18 protein-coding genes are annotated in these 18,179 nt (G+C 73.2%); 7 read left to right on the top strand and 11 right to left on the bottom strand.

Annotated features, from left to right (window positions below; genetic code table 11):
• The first annotated feature begins 307 nt into the window (after positions 1-307).
• On the top strand, positions 308-1,408 hold the full coding sequence (locus tag ABZ495_RS12005; RefSeq protein ID WP_329489199.1) for a citrate synthase 2: 1,101 nt from the start codon (positions 308-310) through the stop codon (positions 1,406-1,408).
• A 133-nt stretch (positions 1,409-1,541) separates the two neighbouring features.
• Positions 1,542-2,660, top strand: coding sequence for a phosphoserine transaminase (gene serC / locus ABZ495_RS12000; protein ID WP_329489198.1), 1,119 nt, complete (start codon positions 1,542-1,544; stop codon positions 2,658-2,660).
• 209 nt (positions 2,661-2,869) lie between these two features.
• On the opposite strand, the gene ABZ495_RS11995 is transcribed toward serC, so the two are convergent.
• Positions 2,870-3,637, bottom strand: a complete 768-nt coding sequence (locus ABZ495_RS11995) for an SDR family oxidoreductase (RefSeq protein ID WP_329489197.1) — start codon at positions 3,635-3,637, stop codon at positions 2,870-2,872.
• A gap of 84 nt (positions 3,638-3,721) precedes the next feature.
• On the opposite strand from ABZ495_RS11995, the gene ABZ495_RS11990 reads away from it, so the two are divergent.
• Positions 3,722-4,372, top strand: a complete 651-nt coding sequence (locus ABZ495_RS11990; RefSeq protein ID WP_359835551.1) for a TetR/AcrR family transcriptional regulator — start codon at positions 3,722-3,724, stop codon at positions 4,370-4,372.
• Positions 4,373-4,434: 62 nt separating this feature from the next.
• Here ABZ495_RS11990 and thpR read toward each other — a convergent pair whose 3' ends face one another.
• Complete coding sequence (gene thpR, locus ABZ495_RS11985; protein WP_359835549.1) at positions 4,435-5,022, bottom strand: RNA 2',3'-cyclic phosphodiesterase; 588 nt, start codon at positions 5,020-5,022, stop codon at positions 4,435-4,437.
• Between the two features lie 45 nt (positions 5,023-5,067).
• On the opposite strand from thpR, the gene ABZ495_RS11980 reads away from it, so the two are divergent.
• Complete coding sequence (locus ABZ495_RS11980; protein WP_359835547.1) at positions 5,068-5,586, top strand: GNAT family N-acetyltransferase; 519 nt, start codon at positions 5,068-5,070, stop codon at positions 5,584-5,586.
• A 48-nt stretch (positions 5,587-5,634) separates the two neighbouring features.
• Here the strand turns inward: ABZ495_RS11980 and ABZ495_RS11975 are convergent, their stop codons facing one another.
• The 7 genes from ABZ495_RS11975 to ABZ495_RS11945 all read right to left on the bottom strand — a co-directional run bounded on the left by ABZ495_RS11975 (position 5,635) and on the right by ABZ495_RS11945 (position 12,793).
• A complete protein-coding gene (locus tag ABZ495_RS11975) occupies positions 5,635-7,137 on the bottom strand; it encodes an MFS transporter (protein ID WP_352291454.1) in 1,503 nt (500 codons plus the stop codon).
• A 134-nt stretch (positions 7,138-7,271) separates the two neighbouring features.
• Positions 7,272-7,706: a MarR family transcriptional regulator gene (locus tag ABZ495_RS11970; protein ID WP_329489192.1), complete on the bottom strand. Its 435-nt coding sequence runs from the start codon at positions 7,704-7,706 to the stop codon at positions 7,272-7,274.
• A gap of 41 nt (positions 7,707-7,747) precedes the next feature.
• On the bottom strand, positions 7,748-9,568 hold the full coding sequence (locus ABZ495_RS11965) for a hypothetical protein (RefSeq protein WP_359835546.1): 1,821 nt from the start codon (positions 9,566-9,568) through the stop codon (positions 7,748-7,750).
• A gap of 66 nt (positions 9,569-9,634) precedes the next feature.
• Positions 9,635-10,471: a nucleic acid/nucleotide deaminase domain-containing protein gene (locus tag ABZ495_RS11960; protein WP_359803802.1), complete on the bottom strand. Its 837-nt coding sequence runs from the start codon at positions 10,469-10,471 to the stop codon at positions 9,635-9,637.
• 16 nt (positions 10,472-10,487) lie between these two features.
• Positions 10,488-11,048: an SUKH-4 family immunity protein gene (locus ABZ495_RS11955; RefSeq protein ID WP_329489189.1), complete on the bottom strand. Its 561-nt coding sequence runs from the start codon at positions 11,046-11,048 to the stop codon at positions 10,488-10,490.
• Between the two features lie 36 nt (positions 11,049-11,084).
• On the bottom strand, positions 11,085-12,074 hold the full coding sequence (locus tag ABZ495_RS11950) for a nucleic acid/nucleotide deaminase domain-containing protein (protein ID WP_359803803.1): 990 nt from the start codon (positions 12,072-12,074) through the stop codon (positions 11,085-11,087).
• Positions 12,071-12,793: a WXG100 family type VII secretion target gene (locus ABZ495_RS11945; RefSeq protein ID WP_329489187.1), complete on the bottom strand. Its 723-nt coding sequence runs from the start codon at positions 12,791-12,793 to the stop codon at positions 12,071-12,073. The genes ABZ495_RS11950 and ABZ495_RS11945 overlap by 4 nt, the downstream gene beginning before the upstream one ends.
• A 246-nt stretch (positions 12,794-13,039) precedes the next feature.
• Here ABZ495_RS11945 and ABZ495_RS11940 point away from each other — a divergent pair, with 246 nt between their 5' ends.
• Together ABZ495_RS11940 and ABZ495_RS11935 are read left to right on the top strand one after the other, a co-directional pair.
• Complete coding sequence (locus tag ABZ495_RS11940) at positions 13,040-13,444, top strand: VOC family protein (RefSeq protein ID WP_329489186.1); 405 nt, start codon at positions 13,040-13,042, stop codon at positions 13,442-13,444.
• 373 nt (positions 13,445-13,817) lie between these two features.
• Entirely contained in the window at positions 13,818-14,600 is a 783-nt protein-coding gene (locus ABZ495_RS11935; protein ID WP_329489185.1) for an MHYT domain-containing protein, read from the top strand.
• Positions 14,601-14,733: 133 nt separating this feature from the next.
• On the opposite strand, the gene ABZ495_RS11930 is transcribed toward ABZ495_RS11935, so the two are convergent.
• On the bottom strand, positions 14,734-16,446 hold the full coding sequence (locus ABZ495_RS11930) for a hydrogenase maturation protein (protein WP_359835544.1): 1,713 nt from the start codon (positions 16,444-16,446) through the stop codon (positions 14,734-14,736).
• A 186-nt stretch (positions 16,447-16,632) separates the two neighbouring features.
• Complete coding sequence (locus tag ABZ495_RS11925) at positions 16,633-17,556, bottom strand: DUF4231 domain-containing protein (protein ID WP_329489183.1); 924 nt, start codon at positions 17,554-17,556, stop codon at positions 16,633-16,635.
• A 131-nt stretch (positions 17,557-17,687) separates the two neighbouring features.
• Here ABZ495_RS11925 and ABZ495_RS11920 point away from each other — a divergent pair, with 131 nt between their 5' ends.
• A complete protein-coding gene (locus ABZ495_RS11920) occupies positions 17,688-18,137 on the top strand; it encodes a VOC family protein (protein ID WP_329489182.1) in 450 nt (149 codons plus the stop codon).
• The last annotated feature ends 42 nt before the right edge of the window (positions 18,138-18,179 follow it).

The raw sequence follows: 18,179 nt of genomic DNA, 5'->3' as shown, positions 1-18,179 counted from the left end.
ACGACAAGCAACCGGCACCGCTACCTCCGGACAAACCCCCGTGGGAGATAAGGTGTCTCGCCACCGCTCGGCCGTCCGAGCTACAGGCAATTGTCCGGAAACCGATGATTGATTCCGGAGAATCGCCGGGCGCGACCGGCCCTCAGGTGAAGGTCGAGCGGTCCTGCGGGAAACATCACCACCGTGGTGTATGGCGCAATGCACCCCGTGCCTGTCAGGCTGGCACCGAGTGCCAAACACCATTCGGTCACTGGCGTACCGCCCCACCACGGCGGCCCGCCGATCACAGAGCTGAAGGAGCCGTCGCATGTCCGACTTCGTACCCGGGCTTGAGGGAGTCGTCGCTTTCGAGAGCGAGATCGCCGAACCCGACCGTGAAGGCGGCGCCCTGCGGTACCGCGGAGTCGACATCGACGACCTGGTCGGCCACGTCTCCTTCGGCCACGTCTGGGGCCTGCTGGTGGACGGCAAGTTCAACCCCGGCCTGCCGGCCGCCGAGCCCTTCCCGATCCCGGTCCACTCCGGCGACATCCGGGTGGACGTGCAGTCCGCCCTCGCCATGCTCGCCCCGGTCTGGGGCCTCAAGCCGCTGCTCGACATCTCCGCCGAGCAGGCCCGTGACGACCTCGCCCGGGCGGCCGTGATGGCCCTCTCGTACGTGGCGCAGTCCGCCCGCGGCCAGGGCCTGCCGATGGTCCCGCAGAGCGAGATCGACAAGGCCGAGACGGTCGTCGAGCGCTTCATGATCCGCTGGCGCGGCGAGCCGGACCCGAAGCACGTCAAGGCCATCGACGCCTACTGGACGTCCGCCGCCGAGCACGGGATGAACGCCTCCACCTTCACCGCCCGCGTCATCGCCTCCACCGGTGCCGACGTCGCGGCCGCGCTCTCCGGCGCCGTCGGCGCGATGTCCGGCCCGCTGCACGGCGGCGCGCCGTCCCGGGTGCTCGGCATGATCGAGGAGATCGAGCGCACCGGCGACGCCAAGGCCTGGGTGAAGAACGCGCTGGACAAGGGCGAGCGCCTGATGGGCTTCGGCCACCGCGTCTACCGCGCCGAGGACCCGCGCGCCCGCGTGCTGCGCCGCACCGCCAAGGAGCTCGGCGCGCCGCGCTTCGAGGTCGCCGAGGCGCTGGAGAAGGCCGCGCTGGAGGAGCTGCACAACCGCCGCCCCGACCGCGTGCTGGCCACCAACGTCGAGTTCTGGGCCGCCATCATGCTGGACTTCGCCGAGGTCCCGGCGCACATGTTCACCTCGATGTTCACCTGTGCGCGCACCGCCGGCTGGTCGGCGCACATCCTGGAGCAGAAGCGCACGGGCCGGCTCGTCCGCCCCGCCGCGCGCTACATCGGCCCCGCCCCGCGCAGCCCGCGCGACATCGAGGGCTTCGAGGCCATCGCGCACTGAGAAACCGCTGGTGAGCAGCGGGTCCGACGCTCCGTCGGACCCGCTGTTTCCGCAGCTCGCAGCCGTGAAGATCGCATCTCAGCGGGCGGACTGCCGTAACACTTCCGCAATCGCGGCCGGTAGGCTGCCGCCCGTGGCTCAGATCCAGATCCCCGCTGACATCAAGCCCGCAGACGGCCGTTTCGGCTGCGGCCCGTCCAAGGTGCGCCCCGAGGCCCTGAGTGCCCTCGCCGCCACCGAGACCTCCCTGCTCGGCACCTCGCACCGCCAGGCCCCGGTGAAGAACCTGGTCAAGCGCGTGCGCGAGGGCGTGAGCAGCCTCTTCTCCCTCCCCGAGGGGTACGAGGTGGTTCTCGGCAACGGTGGCTCCACCGCCTTCTGGGACATCGCGGCCTTCGGCCTGGTGCGGGAGAAGTCCCAGCACCTCGACTTCGGCGAGTTCTCCTCCAAGTTCGCCTCCTCGGTCAAGGCGGCGCCCTGGCTGGGCGAGCCGACCGTGATCAAGACCGCCCCGGGCACCCACCCGCTGCCGGTCGCCGAGGCGGGCGTGGACGTCTACGCGCTCACCCACAACGAGACCTCCACCGGTGTCGCGATGCCGATCGGGCGCCCGGCCGGGGCGGACGAGGGCTCGCTGGTCCTGGTGGACGCCACCTCGGGCGCCGGCGGCCTGCCGGTCGACATCACCGAGACCGATGTCTACTACTTCGCGCCGCAGAAGTCCTTCGCCGCCGAGGGCGGCCTCTGGCTGGCGACGTTCTCCCCGGCCGCCCTGGAGCGCGCCGCCGAGATCGCCGGCTCCGGCCGCTACATCCCGCCGTTCTTCGATCTGCCGACGGCCATCGACAACTCGTCGAAGGACCAGACGTACAACACCCCGGCGATCTCCACCCTGTTCCTGCTGGCCGACCAGCTGGACTGGCTGAACGGCAACGGCGGCCTGGACTGGGCGGTCGCCCGGACGGCCGACTCCTCCTCCCGGCTGTACGGCTGGGCCGAGAAGTCGTCGTTCGCCACCCCGTTCGTGGCGAACCCGGCGGAGCGCTCCCAGGTGGTCGGCACGATCGACTTCGACGACGCGGTGGACGCCTCCGCCGTCGCTAAGGCACTGCGTGCCAACGGCATCGTCGACACCGAGCCGTACCGCAAGCTCGGCCGCAACCAGCTGCGCGTCGCGATGTTCCCGGCCATCGAGCCGGCGGACGTCGAGGCGCTCACCGCCTGCATCGACTACGTGGTCGAGCAGCTCTGAGCACCGGCACGGTCGTACGGCCCTGAGCGGGCCGGCACACGCGTGAGGGCCACCGCCTGCGGGCGGTGGCCCTTCCGTTTGTTCGCGCTACCTGTTGACGAGCGAGCTGATCAGGACGACCACCAGCAGCAGCACCAGGGCGCCGGTCACGATACGCATGCGAGTCTTGGGATCCACGGTCATCGAGCGTACCCGCGACCCGTCGGCGGTCAGACCCCGAGGTTGGATCCGCCGGTGGCGTCCAGGTTCTGCCCGGTGATCCAGCGGGCGTCGTCGGAGGCCAGGAAGGCCACGATGTCCGCCACGTCGGCCGCCTCACCGACCCGGTCGAAGGCCGAGTGGCCGGCCGCCCCGGCTCGGGCCGCCGGGTCGGCCAGCCAGGGGTTGATGTCGGTGTCGACGATGCCCGGCAGCACCGCGTTGACGGTGATCCCGCGCGGCCCGAGCTCCTCGGCGAGCGTCAGTGTGAGGGTGTTCAGCGCCCCCTTGGTCATCGCGTAGGAGACGGCCGACGGGAACGCGACCCGGGTGACCCCGGACGAGACGTTGACGATCCGGCCGCCGTCCCGCAGCCGGCCCAGGCCGTGCTGGACGATGAAGAACGGCGCCTTGGCGTTCACCGCGAACACCCGGTCGAAGTCCGCTTCGGCGACCTCGTGGATCCGCCCGTTCTGACCGATCCCGGCGTTGTTCACCAGGATGTCCAGGCCCTCGCCGCCGCCGTGCGCGGCGAGCCCCGCGTCGAAGGCCGCCCAGAGCGCCCGCGCGTCACCGGGCACCCCCAGTTCGGTGCCGATCGCGAAGGCCCGGCCGCCGGCCCGCTCGATCACCCCGACGACCCGCGCCGCCGCCTCGGCGTCACGGCCGTAGTGGACGGCGACCAGCGCCCCGTCGCGTCCCAACCGCTCGGCTATGCCTCGCCCGATCCCCCGGCTGCCGCCCGTCACCAGAGCCGTCCTGCCCGCAAGCGTGCCCATGGCCACGCCCCCTATTTCTGTAGCGGTCGCTAATGAAATGAACCGTACCAGAGCTTCTGTAGTGCTCGATATAGAATGACGGGCATGGCCCCCGACCCAGCCACCCCAGCCGCCGCAGCCGCCGTCCCGCCCTCCGACGCGGGCACCGGCACAGCGCGGCGCGGACGCCCCCGCTCCTTCGACCGCGAGGCCGCCCTGGAGCAGGCCCTTCGGCTGTTCTGGGAGCGCGGCTGGGAGGCGACCTCGGTCGCCGACCTCACCTCCGCCATGGGCATCCGCCCGCCGAGCCTGTACGCGGCCTTCGGCGACAAGCGCGCGCTCTTCGCGGAGGTCGTCGCCCGCTACCGGGAGAGCCACGGCGCCTACTCGACCCGCGCGCTCGCCGAGGAGCCCACCGCCCGGGCCGGCATCGCCCGGATGCTCCATGAGGCCGCCGCCGAGGCCACCGACCCGGAGCACCCCTGGGGCTGCCTGCTGATCAGCTCGGCCGTGAACTGCACGTCCCCCGAGGTCGAACAGGCGCTCCGGGAGATCCGCAACGCCAACGTCCGCGCGCTGGAGTCACTGATCCGGGCGGACATCGCGGCCGGCCGCGAACCCGCCGGGGCTGACGCGGCGGCGCTGGCGCAGTTCACCGCCACCGTGCTCCAGGGGATGTCCCAGCGGGCCCGCGACGGCGCCGACCGGGCCGGGCTGGAGCGGGTCGCCGCCGACGCGATGCGGGTCTGGCCCTGAACGGGCCACCACGCACGCGCCGGCGGCCCGGCCCCCAGCGGGCCGCCACCCCCGGGCCCGCCTCAGCCCCAGCGGGCCAGCGGCCAGGAGGCGACCGTCTCGTAGTGCGCGAAGCCGCCGTCGAGCTCGCTCTTCATCAGGTGCAGCTCCGCGGCCTCCCACTCCGGCCCGCGGTACCCGCCGAGCGCCGACTCCAGCGCCTCCAGCTCGGCCACCGCCCCCCGCTGCGCCGCCCGCCGGTGCCCCCGGGAGGAGCCGGCCCGGGCGAGGGTGAGATGCGGGTGGAAGGTGAACGCGTCGACCTCACCGGCCACCTCCGCGGTGGCCTCGTGCACGGCCTCGGCGAGCCGCCGCAGCGCCCACGCCTGGCCCTCCACCCCGGCCCAGAGCACCCGGTCGCCGAACCGCCCGGCGCCCGCGAGCCGCAGCCGGTGCACACCGTGCACCCCGGCCACCGCCGCCAGCCCGGCCTCCAGCTCCGGCAGCCGCTCCGCCGGCACCTCGCCGAGGAAGGCCAGGGTCAGGTGCCAGCCCTCGACGGCCGTCCAGCGCAGCCGGTCCGCCCCCGGCAGGGCCCGCACCGGGGCGACCGCGTCGGCGAGCCCCTGCAACGCCTCGACCGGCGGCAGCACCGCCACGAAGAGCCTCATGGGCTCATCTTCCCCCGCCGCCCGGTCTGGGTTAGAACCTTTTTCATGAAGATCCGTACCGGCGGCCGCGCCGACACCGCCGACATCCTCGCCCTGCTCGACGGCGCGGTGGCCTGGCTCGCCGCGCGGGGCCGCGCCGACCAGTGGGGCGACCGGCCCTGGAGCAGCGTCCCGGCCCTGATCGACCGCATCGACGGGTACACCGCCGAGCCGTTCCTGATCCGGCTCGCGACGGACGACGAGGGCCGCACCATCGGCTGCTGCGTGCTGTCCGAGCAGGCCAGCGCCTACGCCACCCCCGCGGACGAGCGCGAGCTGTACGTCCGCAACCTGGTCACCGACCGCTCCCTGAAGGGCTCCGGCATCGGCGCCGCGCTGATCGCCGACGCCCTCGACGAGGCCCGCCGGCGCGGTATCGGCCTGCTCCGGGTGGACTGCTTCGCGAGCGAGGACCGCAGTCTGGTCGAGCAGTACCGGGCGCTCGGCTTCACCGAGACCGAGGCCTTCGAGTCCGAGTACAAGGGCAGGCCCTGGCGGGGCCAGATCCTGGAGATCCGGCTCTGACCCCGCGCCCGGGGCGCACCACGCGGTGCGCTCCGGGATGACGAGCCGTCAGCAGGCCGGTGCCAGCTCGGACTTGGCCGGGGCGACGGTGCGCGGAACGAAGGCCACCACCCGCCCGCCGCGACCCGGATGCAGATCGACCCGGACCTTCAGGTCCGCACTGCGGGCCAGCACCAGACCGACCGTGCCGGCCGCCAGCGCCGAGACCACCCCACAGGCCAGCAGCCCGAGCCGGGGCCCGTACGAGGCCGTCACCCAGCCGACGACCGGCGCGCCGATCGGCGTGCCGCCGGTGAACACCAGGACCAGCAGGCCCATCACCCGGCCCCGCATCGCCGGGTCGGTGCCCAGCTGGAGCATCGAGTTGACCGAGGTGTTGAAGCTCAGCCCGAAGACCCCGATCAGGGTCAGCAGCAGCGCGAACGACCAGTAGTCGGGCGCGAAGGCGGCCAGCACCTCCAGCGCGCCGAAGGCCAGCGCGGCGGCGACCAGCCGGCGCAGCCGGGGCGCGCCACGCCGGGCCGCGAGCAGCGCGCCCGCCAGCGAACCGACCGCCATCGCGGTGTTCAGCAGGCCGTACTGCCCGGCGCCGACCTTGAAGGTGTCGTGGGCGAAACCGGAGAGCAGCGTCGGGAAGTTGAACCCGAAGGTGCCGATGAAGCCGGCCAGCACCATCGGCCAGAGCAGCTCGGGCCGCTCCTTGACGTACCGCAGCCCCTCCCTCAACTGCCCCTTCTCGCGGGCGATCGGCGCGGTGGGGCGCAGTTCGGACGACCGCATGGCGAGCAGCCCGCCGATCACGGCGGCGAAGGAGAGCGCGTTCACCGCGAAAGCCCAGCCACTGCCGACCGCGGCGATCAGCAGGCCCGCGACGGCGGGGCCGACCAGCCGGGCGGTCTGGAAGTTGGCGGCGTTCAGGCTGACCGCGTTGGCGAGGTCCTTGGGACCGACCATCTCGGAGACGAAGGCCTGCCGGGTCGGGTTGTCGACCACCGTGACGAGGCCGAGCAGCAGCGCGAACGCGTACACGTAGTAGGGCGTCACCACGCCGCCGACGGTCAGCACGGCCAGGCCCGCGGCGAGCAGGCCCATCGCGCCCTGGGTGTAGATCAGCAGCCGGCGCTTGGGCATCCGGTCGGCGAGCACGCCGCCGAAGAGGCCGAGCAGCAGCATCGGCAGGAACTGCATGGCGGTGGTGATGCCGACCGCGAGCGGGCTGCCGGTGAGGCTGAGGACCAGCCAGTCCTGGGCGATCCGCTGCATCCAGGTACCGGTGTTGGAGACCACCTGGCCGGCGAAGTAGTAACGGTAGTTGCGGACGCGCAGTGAGGAGAACATCCCTCCGGGCCGGGTGAAGCGGGCTCCGGTCGGGGATTCCTGAGCGGCGGGGGTGACCGCCGCGGTGCGTTCGTCGGGGTCGTCGTCGCCGTTGCCGGCCGGCCCCGTCGGGGCGGGTGCCTGGGCGTCGGCGGCCGCGGCGGTGGCCGCGGCGGGTTCGGTGGTCGGTTCGTCGGTGCGGATGGCGGCGCTGGCTGCGGCCGGCGGTGTCACGGTGCTCTCCCCTCGCGGCGCGACGACCCGGCAGGGGGTCGTCGCGCTCCTGGTTTCGGTGGTCGGTGCTGCGGTGATGCGGTTCTCCTTCGTCCTCCGGCGGCTGACCGGAACGGCTGGGCCCCGAGCGTGTCTTACAGGTGTGCGAGCTTGTAGAGCACCGGCGCGGCCGCCCGCAGGGCGGCCCACTCCTCCTCGTCGAGACCCTCGGCGAGTTCGGCGAGCCAGGCGTTGCGCCGGCGGCGGCTCTCCGCGAGGATCACCTCCGCCTGTTCGGTACTGCTGACGACCACCTGACGGCGGTCCTCCGGGTGCGGCTCCCGCCGCACCAGGCCCTTCTCCTCCAGCATCGCGACGATCCTGGTCATCGAGGGCGGCTGCACGTGCTCCTTCCGGGCGAGCTCACCCGGCGTGGCCTTCCCGCAGCGTGCGAGGGTGCCCAGCACCCCCATCTCGGTAGGGCTGAGCGACTCCTCGACCCGCTGGTGACGCAGGCGGCGGGAGAGGCGCATGGTGGACGACCGCAGCTGACTGACGGCTGCGAGGTCCTGCTCGGACATCTCGGGCATGTCCTTAGTCTATGTCATTACTCTCGCTAATGAAAATTGCTTCAGGCGCCGGCCCGCAGCCCGACGGCGGGGGCCGCGGCCCCGTGCGGCCGGGGCCGGGTGTCCACCGCGGCGAGGCCGTCCGGCATGCCCAGCACCAGCAGCGTTCCGGCCAGCGCCAGCGACCAGACCTCGGAGCCCGTCCGCAGGTCCAGCACCCCGCCGGTGCCGAGGTCGCGCACCCGGACCAGCCCGTCGGACCAGGCCGCGGCCACCACCGGGCCGGCCGCGGTCGCCCCGGCGGCCACCGCCGTCACCGGGCAGCCGCGCCGGTCGGACGGCTCGGGCATCGGCGCCGAGCGCGGGCCCCAGAGCCGCACGGCGCCGTCGAAACCGCCGCTGACCAGCAGCGGGATCTCCGGATCGGACAGCGGTCCGCCCCCGAGCGCGGCGCCGGCCAGCGCGGTGACCGGCCCGTGGTGCAGCCGCTCGCTCACCACCGCGCCGTCCTGGTACCAGTGCACGGCGCCGGCCGCGTCGCCGAAGGCGGGCGCGGAGTCGGCCAGCCCGCCGATCGCGGCCACCGCGCTCAGCCCGCCGCCCGGACCGCCGGCCACCGCGCGGACCGCGTCCAGCGCCGCCATCAGCCCGTATCCGTCCAGCCCCGGCCGCGGTTCGGCCGGCACCACCAGCTCCGCCCGGCCCCAGGCGTCGAGCAGCACCACGGAACCGCCGGCCGTCACGGCCAGCCCCCGCAGCGGGCGCGGGGACGGCACCACCACGGCACCGACCCGGCGGCCGGTGGCGACGTCGAAGGTCCGCACCGCGCCGGTCGGATCGGCCACCAGCACCTGCGACAGGTACGGCCCGACCCCGGCGGTGACCGCGACGGCCGGGCCCGGCCAGTCCCGGTCGGTGCCCTCCCAGCGCGCCCAGCGCCCGGACCACGGCGCGGGCAACTGCGCGAGGACGGCCGCGGCGGCCGCGGCGGCGGTGTCCGCGCCCAGCAGCCTGGTCCGCAGCACGGCGGCCCGGACGGCCGGGTCGGGCTCCTCGATCACGGCCGGACCGGCGGCGCGCCAGGCCCGGCCGAGCGCGTCGTCCCGCCGCTCGACGGCCGCCGTCACCGGGACGGGGCGGGCCAGCGCGTAGAGCAGCGGATCGGCGGTCAGCGGGCCGGGGTCGCCACCGGCCGCGGCCGCCGTCCAGAGCGCGGACAGCGCCTCCTCGCCGGCGGACCGCAGATCGGCACCGGCCGGCACCACCGGCGGAGCGGCCGGCGTCCCGAGGACCGGGCCGGGCAGCGGGTAAGCGCCCGCGTCGCCGCCCCGGGCCGCCGCCCACTGCGCGAACCGCTCCCGGTCCGTCCACTGCGGATCGCCGAGTTCCAGCACCGCCGGCGCGGGCACCGCGGTGAACGCCGCGGCCGCCGCGCCCCCGGTCGTCGCCTCGACCACCAGGCGCACCCCGGGCAGCCGGAGCAGCGGGTCGAGCAGCCCGGTCACCAGGCCGGCCGGGTCGTCGGCCCTGTCCAGCTCGGGGACGCAGATCAGGGTCGGGCGGTTGTCCGCCGCGATCGCCTCGATCAGCGGGCCCGGGGCGTGCGCCACCAGGTCGAGCTGGTGGCCCAGCGACCAGACGGCCGTCCGGAGGGTGGCGCCGGCGGCGGGCAGCACGGCGTGGATCCGCCGCTCGCCCGGCGCCTCGTCCGTCGTGCAGCCGCGGACCAGCCAGGCCAGCAGGTGCGACTTGCCGGCCCCGGGCGGCCCCGCCACCCGGCAGAGCCGCGGTGCCCGCATGTCGTCCAGCCAGCCGAGCAGTGCCAGTCCGGCCGCCCTGCGCCCCGCCCCCAGCGGCGGCATCCGTCGCCCGTCCCGCACCATTCCCGCTTCCCTCTCCTGGTTCCACCGCGGCCCGACCGCTCGGGCCTCCCCGCGCGGCCCGACCGCTCAGCCCTGCCGCTCGGCCAGGCTGATCATCAGTGCCTTGATCCCGCTCTCGCGCGACTCGGCCGTCTCCCCGTAGTCGAAGCCGTGGGTGAACTCCGCCTGCGGGAACTCCGCCGCCATCCAGCGCGCGCAGTAGTGCCCGGGCATCATGCACGGCTCCAGCTCGCAGTAGACCCGCACCACCTGCTCGGGCTCCACGCCCTCCGCCCGCAGGCGGTGCCAGAGCACCTCCTCGGGGTGCAGCAGGCCCGGGCCGCCGATGGCCGTCTCGATCCGCGTCCCGCCCTGCTCGTCGACCACCTCGAAGGCCGCCGAGGAGTCGACGTTCAGCGGGCGCCGCAGGTCGTCCAGCACCCGCGGCCACCAGCCCTCGCGGTCCTCGAAGGCGGCCGGGTCGGCCGCCAGCAGCCCCTGGCGCAGCTCCCGGTAGGCGGCGAAGGCCGCCTCCGGCCGGTCGGACGCGGCGACCGCCGGCAGGTACCGGTCCAGCAGCAGCAGCCCGGCCGCGAACGCCTCCACCGTCGAGGCGACCGGCAGCTCCGCCGGCTCGGACCCCAGCAGCAGCGCGCGGACGGACCGGTCCGGGGCGAAGAACAGCTCGGCCCCGCCGTCGGTGCCGATCCGCAGTTGGGCGGCCGACGCTCCGGCCGCCAGCCCGGCCCCGGCCGCGTACTCACCCAGCGACAGCGGGTCGGACTCCTCGGCGGCCCGGAAGTACGGCCCCACCTGGAGCGGCAGTCCGGGGTCGCGCAGCGGCCCGGCGGGCGCGACCGACAGGCTGCGCAGCCCCCGCGGCCCGAAGTGCGCCGTAAGCGCCGCCGTCAGCTCGTCGTCCATGTCCGCACCGGCCCTCTCACGTCGTCTGGTAGAAGTCGAGGAAGGAGTTCCAGAACTCCGCCTCGCTGCCGAACGGCAGATCGTCCCAGCGGCCCATGCCCTCCCGGATGTACTCCTCGGCATCGGCCCAGTCGTACGGCGTCGGCCGTTCCTCGGGCCGCGGCCGCTCGATGGCGATCTTGTACACCAGGTACGCCAGCGAGGAGATGTCACGGTGGATCAGCTGGTACTCCTCGTCGGCGTCCGGGTCGCAGACCCAGATCGTCCCGTCGTCGAGGTTGACGAACACGAACGCGCTGGACAACTCGCCCAACTGGCGCAGCGTGCCGTGCTCGGTCTCCACCAGCGAATCGGTCAGCGGCCGGGCGAACGCCCAGTCCGGGTTCTCGGGCCGCCGGTCCGCGAGCTCCTCCAGCAACCGGAACAGCCCGTTGGAGAACGGCACCCCGATCTCCGTCACGAAGCGGGCGCCGTCCCCGTCCGGCCAGATCCGGGCCGCCTCGTCGGGCTTGAACCTCAACAGGTCGCCGGGCGCGGCCTCGGCGACGACCCGGGGCCAGTCGATCCCTACCAGCACCGGTCATCCGTCCTCTCGGTCCGCCCGCCAACTGCCCTACTGTCCATGCTTCGCCTTCTTCGCCACGTGCTTCGTCTCGTGGGCCGCCTTGTCCTGCTGCCCCTGCGCGTCGAAGTCCTTCGTGCCCATCGTGCCACCATGCTGGCCCGCGGTGTGATCCTGGTGGAGCTGGTCCAGGTACGCCCGGTGGCCCCAGTCCCGGTTCTTCGTGGGGACCTTGCTGTCGTACTCCACGCCGTAGTTCACGTCGAGGTCGGGGTTCTTGGGCTGGAAGTGCCGACCGAGCCAGCGCTCGCAGTTCTCGTTGGCCTGACAGGGGGCCCGCTCGGTGTACAACTCGGAGACGTGGTCCTCCCGGCCGCCGAGCAGCGGTTTGCCGATGGACCGTTCGGAGTGGCTCCGGTCACCGCTGCGGCCGACCAGGATGATCTCGTCGCCGTCCGGGTGCTTGTACCGGAGCGCCGCGTAGTTCTTGCCGCCGTAGTCGCCCTGGGCCCGGCGGGCCTCCTCGACGGCCCGGGAGAGCGGGGTCGGAGCGTCGATCCGGCTGCTCGGGACCTTCTCGTCCTTCTTGGGGTTCCCGTCGTCGTCCTTGTCGGACTTCTTGTACTTCTTCGCGTGGTACTTGTCCTTGAGGTCGTCCGGGGAGGGGTCCTTGACCTTCTCCGAAGCCCCGTCCAGCAGGGTCTTCAGGGATTTGTCGCTCCCGTCGACGTCGACGAACTTGCCGTCCTTGATCTCCTGGACCCGGCCGTCGTCGTGGACGTAGTACTTCCGGGGCGGCGTCTTCGGCCCGTCGCCGCCGCTGCTGCCCGCCTTCGGCGGCGGCGCGGCCTTGTCCTTGTTCTTCTCGTCGAAGGTGTGGGCGTTGCCGGAGTCGTTGTCCTTGTGGTGCTTGGCGGCCTTCGACAGGTTGTCGCCGGCCTGCTTGTACATCTTCTTGGCGGCCTTGCCCATGTCGTCGGCGAGCGCCTTGCCGAGCTTCTGGGCGCCCTTCTCCAGGGCCTTGACGATCGGGTCCGTCACGCGAAACTCACCCCCGCGACCCGGCTGCTGAAGACCTGCGCGTGCTGGGCCACCTTCTCGGCCTGTTCGTGCAGGGCCTTGGCGTGCGCCTCCACCGCGTCAGGGTTGATCTTGAACTGGGTTCCCCCCGACCCGCCACCGCCGCTCAGCGCGGCCTCGGCGGCCTCGAACACCAACCCGGCCACCGCCCCGGAGACGATCTCCACCAGCGGGGTGATCGCCGCCTCGATCACCTCGGAGACGATGTGGTCCTCCAACTGGTGCGCCAGGTAGGACATCAGCTTGCGCCCGGCCTGCTGGATCGCGATCACCCCGGCCTCCGCCAGGCCGAAGGTCGCCACCGCGGCGGCCTGGGCGGCGACGAAGGAGGCGGCCAGCACGATGAGCTCGCCGAGCGCCTCCAGCTTCATCGCCACGATCACGTCGGCGGCGGTGTCCAGCGCCTTCGCCACCACGTGGGCCGCCTGGACGACCTCGTTGAAGTGCTTGTCGGACATCAGCGCCCACTTGGCGATGAGCGCCTCGTAGGACGCCCCCTCGTACGCCCCGCCGAGCTGATGGACCGTCGCCGTCGAGTCCGCGTGCAGGTCTTCGAGGCCCTTCGCGAACTCCTTGACGTGCTCCCCGAATTCACGGACCTTGTCCTCGTTGACCGAGGGCCAGTGGATGCCGATGAAGTCCAGGAGCGTCGCTACCTCGCTCGGCAGCTCGATCGCCATTGGAGAACCCCCCGGTTAACAACAATCCTTCGATATCGTCGAAAGTTTATACATCCCGCATCCCACCGACAGTGGCGGAAACGTCCTGATTCTGTAGCGATCCACCCGGCTCCACGGCGCACGGCGCCGGACACGAGCCCCCCGCACCACCGGCCGCGCCCTCCGTGACTCCCGGTGCGATGCTGGTTCTGGGGCCCGATCCACGCGGGCCCCGGCACCACCCCTCAGTAGAAGGGCCGACCAGAAATGACCGACGTCGCCGCTGAGCAGGCCGAGCAGAACGACACCGGCTTCGCCCGCCTCGCCATGGTCACCATCGACTGCGCCGACCCGGTCGCGCTGGCCGCCTTCTACGGTGAGCTGCTCGGGTGGGAGACCAGGCACGTGGACGAGCGCTTCGCCATCCTGGACAACCCCGAGGGCGGCAGCCCGCTCGGGTTCGGACGGGTCGCCGGGTACCGCCAGGAGCCGTGGACCGAACCCGACGGAAGCAAGCACTTCCACCTGGACTTCTACGTCGACGACCTGGAGGAGGCCACCGCCCGGGCACTCGCGCTCGGGGCCACCGAGCCGCAGTTCCAGCACGGCCGCACGCTCAGGGTGCTGATCGACCCGGCCGGCCACCCGTTCGGCCTAGCCCCCCTGGAGTGACCGCGCCCCGGCGGCCGGACGCCGGCGCCGCGGCGGGCCCGGACGGCACATGCGCAGGGCCCGGGCGGCACATGCGCAGGGCCCGTGTGCGTGCGCAGGCGGCGTCAGGGCTTGGTGGCGAGATCTTGCCGATCACGTGAAGGACGGCTCTGACCTGCGATTTCACCAAATGATCGAACATTGTGCGACTCACCGGTAGTGGTTACTGTCCCCCGTTGTCAGGGGCACCACACGCCAGGCTTCCCCCGGGCAGGACCACGACGCCGCGCGTGCCGCGTCCCGGCACTGCCGCCATCCATGACCGGCCGTTCCCGGCCGACGAGTCCGCCCGATCCTGGCGTCCGTCCTCCCCCAATCCGTCCAGGAGTTCCTCGTGGGTGAGATCCACCATGCCGACCTCGGCTGGGTGACGCCGGCGGTTTCGTACTTCGTCGCCTGTCTGGGCGCCTTCGTCGCCCTGCGCAGCGCCCGATGGGCCCTGGTCTCGTCGGGCCGCACCCGGACGTACTGGCTGCTGTTCGCGTCGACGTCGCTCGGCGCGGGCATCTGGTCGATGCACTTCATCGCGATGCTCGGCTTCTCCGTCACCGGGGCCGAGATCACCTACCGCCCGGGCCTGACCGTGCTCAGCCTGCTCGTCGCGATCGCGGTGGTCGGGCTCGGCATCTTCACCGTCGGCTACAGCCGCCACCCCCGCACCGCGCTGCTCGCGGGCGGTCTCACCACCGGCCTCGGGGTGGCCGCGATGCACTACCTCGGCATGGCCGCGATGGTCCTGCCCGGCCACCTCGGCTACGACCACACCACGGTGGGGCTCTCGGTCGCCATCGCGATCTTCGCGGCGACGGCAGCGCTCTGGGCCGCGCTGAACATCAAGGGCACCGTCGCCGTCCTGGCCGCCGCCCCGGTGATGGGCGTCGCGGTGTGCGCCATGCACTACACCGGGATGGCGGCGGTCTCCGTCCGGCTCGACGCCGAACAGGGCACCCAGGGCGGTGTGATGGCGCTCCAGTTCATCTTCCCGCTGGTGGTCGGGCTGGGCTGCTACATCTTCTTCGGCTCGCTGGCCTTCGCGGTCTCGCCGAGCCGGGGCACCCTCAACGCGCAGCCGGTGCTGATCGGCCGGGCCGCCCCGCTGGCCGGCCGCGGGCGCTGAGCGCCCGGTCCGGTGGGGGCGCCGGCCCCGGCGCGACGCCCCCACCGGACCGTCCTCGTTCCGGACCGTCCTCGTTCCGGACCGTCCTCGTTCCGGCCGGTCCCACTCCGGCCGGTCGCACTGCGGCCGCCCGCTACTCCGGTCGGCCGAGCAGTCCCGTCAGGTGCTCCGGCGTCGCCACCGGGCAGACCTTGTGCACGAAGTCGCGCCGCAGCCGGTGGTAGGGCTCGCCCTCCCGGTAGAAGTTGCGGTGCATCCGCCGCAGCTCCTCCGTCCGGTGGTCGGCCAGCGGCCGCGCCTCCTCGTCCTCGGCCCGGCGGCGCTTCTTCTCCACCAGCCGGCCGGTCAGCTCCGGCGAGCCGGCCAGCGCGGCCGCCTCCCGCTCGACCCAGCCCCGGAACTCGGCCGCGCCGCCGCCCGCCGTCCGGTCCACCAGGCCGAGCCGCTCGGCCCGGGCCGCGCCCACCGGCAGCGTCTGCGTGGTCAGCTGCTCCGCCTGCTCGGCGCCGACCCGCCGGGGCAGCGTGTACGTCCAGTACTCGGACCCGTAGAGGCCCATCAGCCGGTAGTGCGGGTTGAGCACGGCCGACTCGCGGCACCAGACCTCGTCGGCGGCGATCGCCAGCATCAGGCCGCCGGCGGCCGCGTTCCCGGCCAGCGCCGCGACGGTGAGCTTGTCGGTGGTGGTCAGCACGGCCTCGACCAGGTCGTCCATCGCGTTGATGTTCTCCCAGGACTCCAGCGCCGGGAACGACGCCCCCTCGATCACGTTGAGGTGGATGCCGTTGGAGAAGAAGTCCCGGGCCGCGCCGAGCACCAGCACCGAGGTCGGCCGGTCGGCCGCCTCCCGGTAGGCGGCCAGCAGCCGGCGGCACTGCTCGGTGCTCATCGCCCCGCCGGCGAAGGAGAATTCGAGGAAGCCGACGTCCTCCCGCTCGTGGTAGCGGATCTCCGCCCAGGTGTCCCGGCCGGCCGCCGAGGCCGGGGTGACCGGCACCTCGCGGACCCGGTGGAGGTGGTCGGCGAGCACCGTCGCGGCCGGCAGCTTGAAGGTGGCCGGCCCGCCGGGCGTCCGCCGCGGGCGCAGCTGCGGGATCCAGACCGCGCCGTCCGTGGTGGCCCGGCAGATCGCGCCGTCCCGCTGGGCGATCACCGCGCCGGGCCGGGCACCGCGCAGCTCGTCCTCGGGGTGGCCGCCGTGCAGGAAGTACTCGCGCCCGTACAGCTCGTCGAGCACGCCCGGCTGGGAGTCGCCCGCGCGCAGCTTGCGCAGCACGGTGGCGGTGTCGTCGGCCTCCCAGTCGATCCGGCGGGCCTCCTGCTTGAGGAAGGGCCGCAGTCGGCCGCCCACGTCCGGCCGGTCGTAGTCGAGCGGTTCGGGCGTGAACAGCCCGCCCTCGAAGCGGCTCACCGCGAGCAGCACCGCCTCCACGGCGGCGTCCGCGACCTCGCCCCGGTACAGCTCGCTCTTGCCGCAGGCCCGCACCGGGAAGTCCACGGACGCCCAGATGTCCCCGGCGTCCATCTCCTCCACCGCCTGGAGGACGGTCACCCCCCAGCGTTCGGCGCCTTCGGTGATCGCCCAGTCGAGCGAGGAGGGACCCCGGTCGCCCTTCGGGCCGGGGTGCACGATCAGGACGGTCCGGGTCGACCAGACGTCCTCCGGGATCGCCTTGGTGAGCATCGGGCAGATGATCAGTTCGGGGTCGGTCCGGGCCACGGCGGCCCGGACCGGCTCGTCGCCGAGCGCGAGCTGTACGGCCACCTCGTGACCGCGCTCGCGGAGTTCGGTGTGGACGCGCTGGGTCAGGCTGTTGAACGCGGTGGCGATCAGAAGAACGCGCAAAGGGGGCCTCCGGGCAGTGACTGACGTCGTGCGCGGAGGCGATGAAACCAGGGCATGGACACGTAACGATTACGGACGGCACTTCTCCGGCCGACCCTCACCCACCTCGCACACCTGTGCCGACAGCACCCCGTACATTTCGCCCGATCTCCTCACGACCTCCCGATTCCACACCGGGTCGGCCGCTCACCGGGGGAAGGCGCGCCGGGCCCGCCAGGTGGTGTGCTCGCGCGAGACGGCGTCCTCCGCCTCGGCGGCCAGCCGGGCCCAGCGGGCCTCGGCGTCCGGGGCCTTCAGATCGAGGTCGGAGAGCTGGTTCCCGACGTTCTCCAGCTCGCGCGCGGCCAGCTGGTACGCGGCGGCCAGCGGGCGCAGCTGCTTCAGCTGGGTCCAGGCGATCACCGCGGCGGCCGCTGCCGAGCTGGCCCCGAACACGTGCACCGGCAGCGCGCCGACCGCCTGCGCGATCGCCGCCGCCGCCCCGATGATGATGAGCGCGGCGATCCCCAGCCCCCAGGAGACCGCCTGCGTCTCGCACGCCTCGGCCCGCGAGCGGTACCAGGTGCGCTGCCCCTCGACCCGGGTGCGCAGGTAGAACGTCCGCCGCGCGACCAGGCTCTCGGCGCGCACCCGGCGCATCTCCGGGGTGATCTCCACGGTGGTGTCCGGCGGCACGATCTCCGGGTCCTCGAAGGCGTGCAGCACGTCCTCCATCTGGAGCAGGTAGCCGCGGTCCACCTCCGCCGACTCCGCCTCGCCGTCGAACGGCCGGGCCCGCATCGAGTACTTCCAGGCGAGCGTCTTGACCGACTCGGCCGCCGCCCGGGCCTCGTACCACCGCCCCTGCGGGTTGCTGCGGCGCAGCCGTGACCAGAAGTAGCCGGCCACCAGGAACGCCACCACCGAGAAGAGCGGCGTGATGTCGCTGTCCCCCCGGTGCTCGGGCCCCGGCAGCGAGCCGACCACCGCGGCGATCACGAGCATCCCGATCAGCCCCCGGTACCAGCGCAGTGTCTCGCGCTGACCGTCCAGCGAGGCCTGGTCCGCCGTCCGGAACAGCTCCGGCAGCAGCCTCGCCTCGTCTCCCCCGGGCGGATCCTGTTGCACCATCGGTAGAGCCCCCTCCCCGTCTCCCGTCCAGGCAGTATGCCCACCGCCAACTGCCCTACACAGTGCCATTTTTGGCAGGCCCGTCAGGTCGGTCATTGATCGCGCGTCAGGTAACCTATATAACGGGTTACATGCCTCTGCACTGGAAGCTCGTCATCGACTGCGCCGACCCCCACCGCCAGGCCGCCTTCTGGGCCGCCGCCCTCGACTACACCGTCGAGGACCACAGCGCCCTGATCGCCCGCCTGCTCGCGGCCGGCGCCGTGACCCCCGACCTCGTCACGGAGACCGACGGCCGCGCCGCCTGGCGCACCCTGGCCGGCGTCCGCCACCCCGACGAGCCCTTCGACCCGGTCAGCGGCACCGGCCTCGGCCGCCGCCTGCTCTTCCAGCAGGTCCCCGAGGCGAAGACCGCCAAGAACCGCCTCCACCTCGACCTCCACCCCGGCCCCGACGCCCGCGACGCCACCGTGGAACGGCTGGAGGCCCTCGGCGCCACCGTCCTGCGCGCGGTCGACGAGCCCGGCGGCTCCTGGACGGTCATGCAGGACCCGGAGGGCAACGAGTTCTGCGTCCACTAGGGAGTGCACCGGCCCCCGCGAACGCACCGGGCCCCTCCCCGC

The sequence above is a fragment of the Kitasatospora sp. NPDC005748 genome (genome assembly GCF_040630735.1).
Classification (GTDB): Bacteria; Actinomycetota; Actinomycetes; order Streptomycetales; family Streptomycetaceae; genus Kitasatospora.
This window is presented reverse-complemented; position numbering and strand designations above follow the sequence as displayed.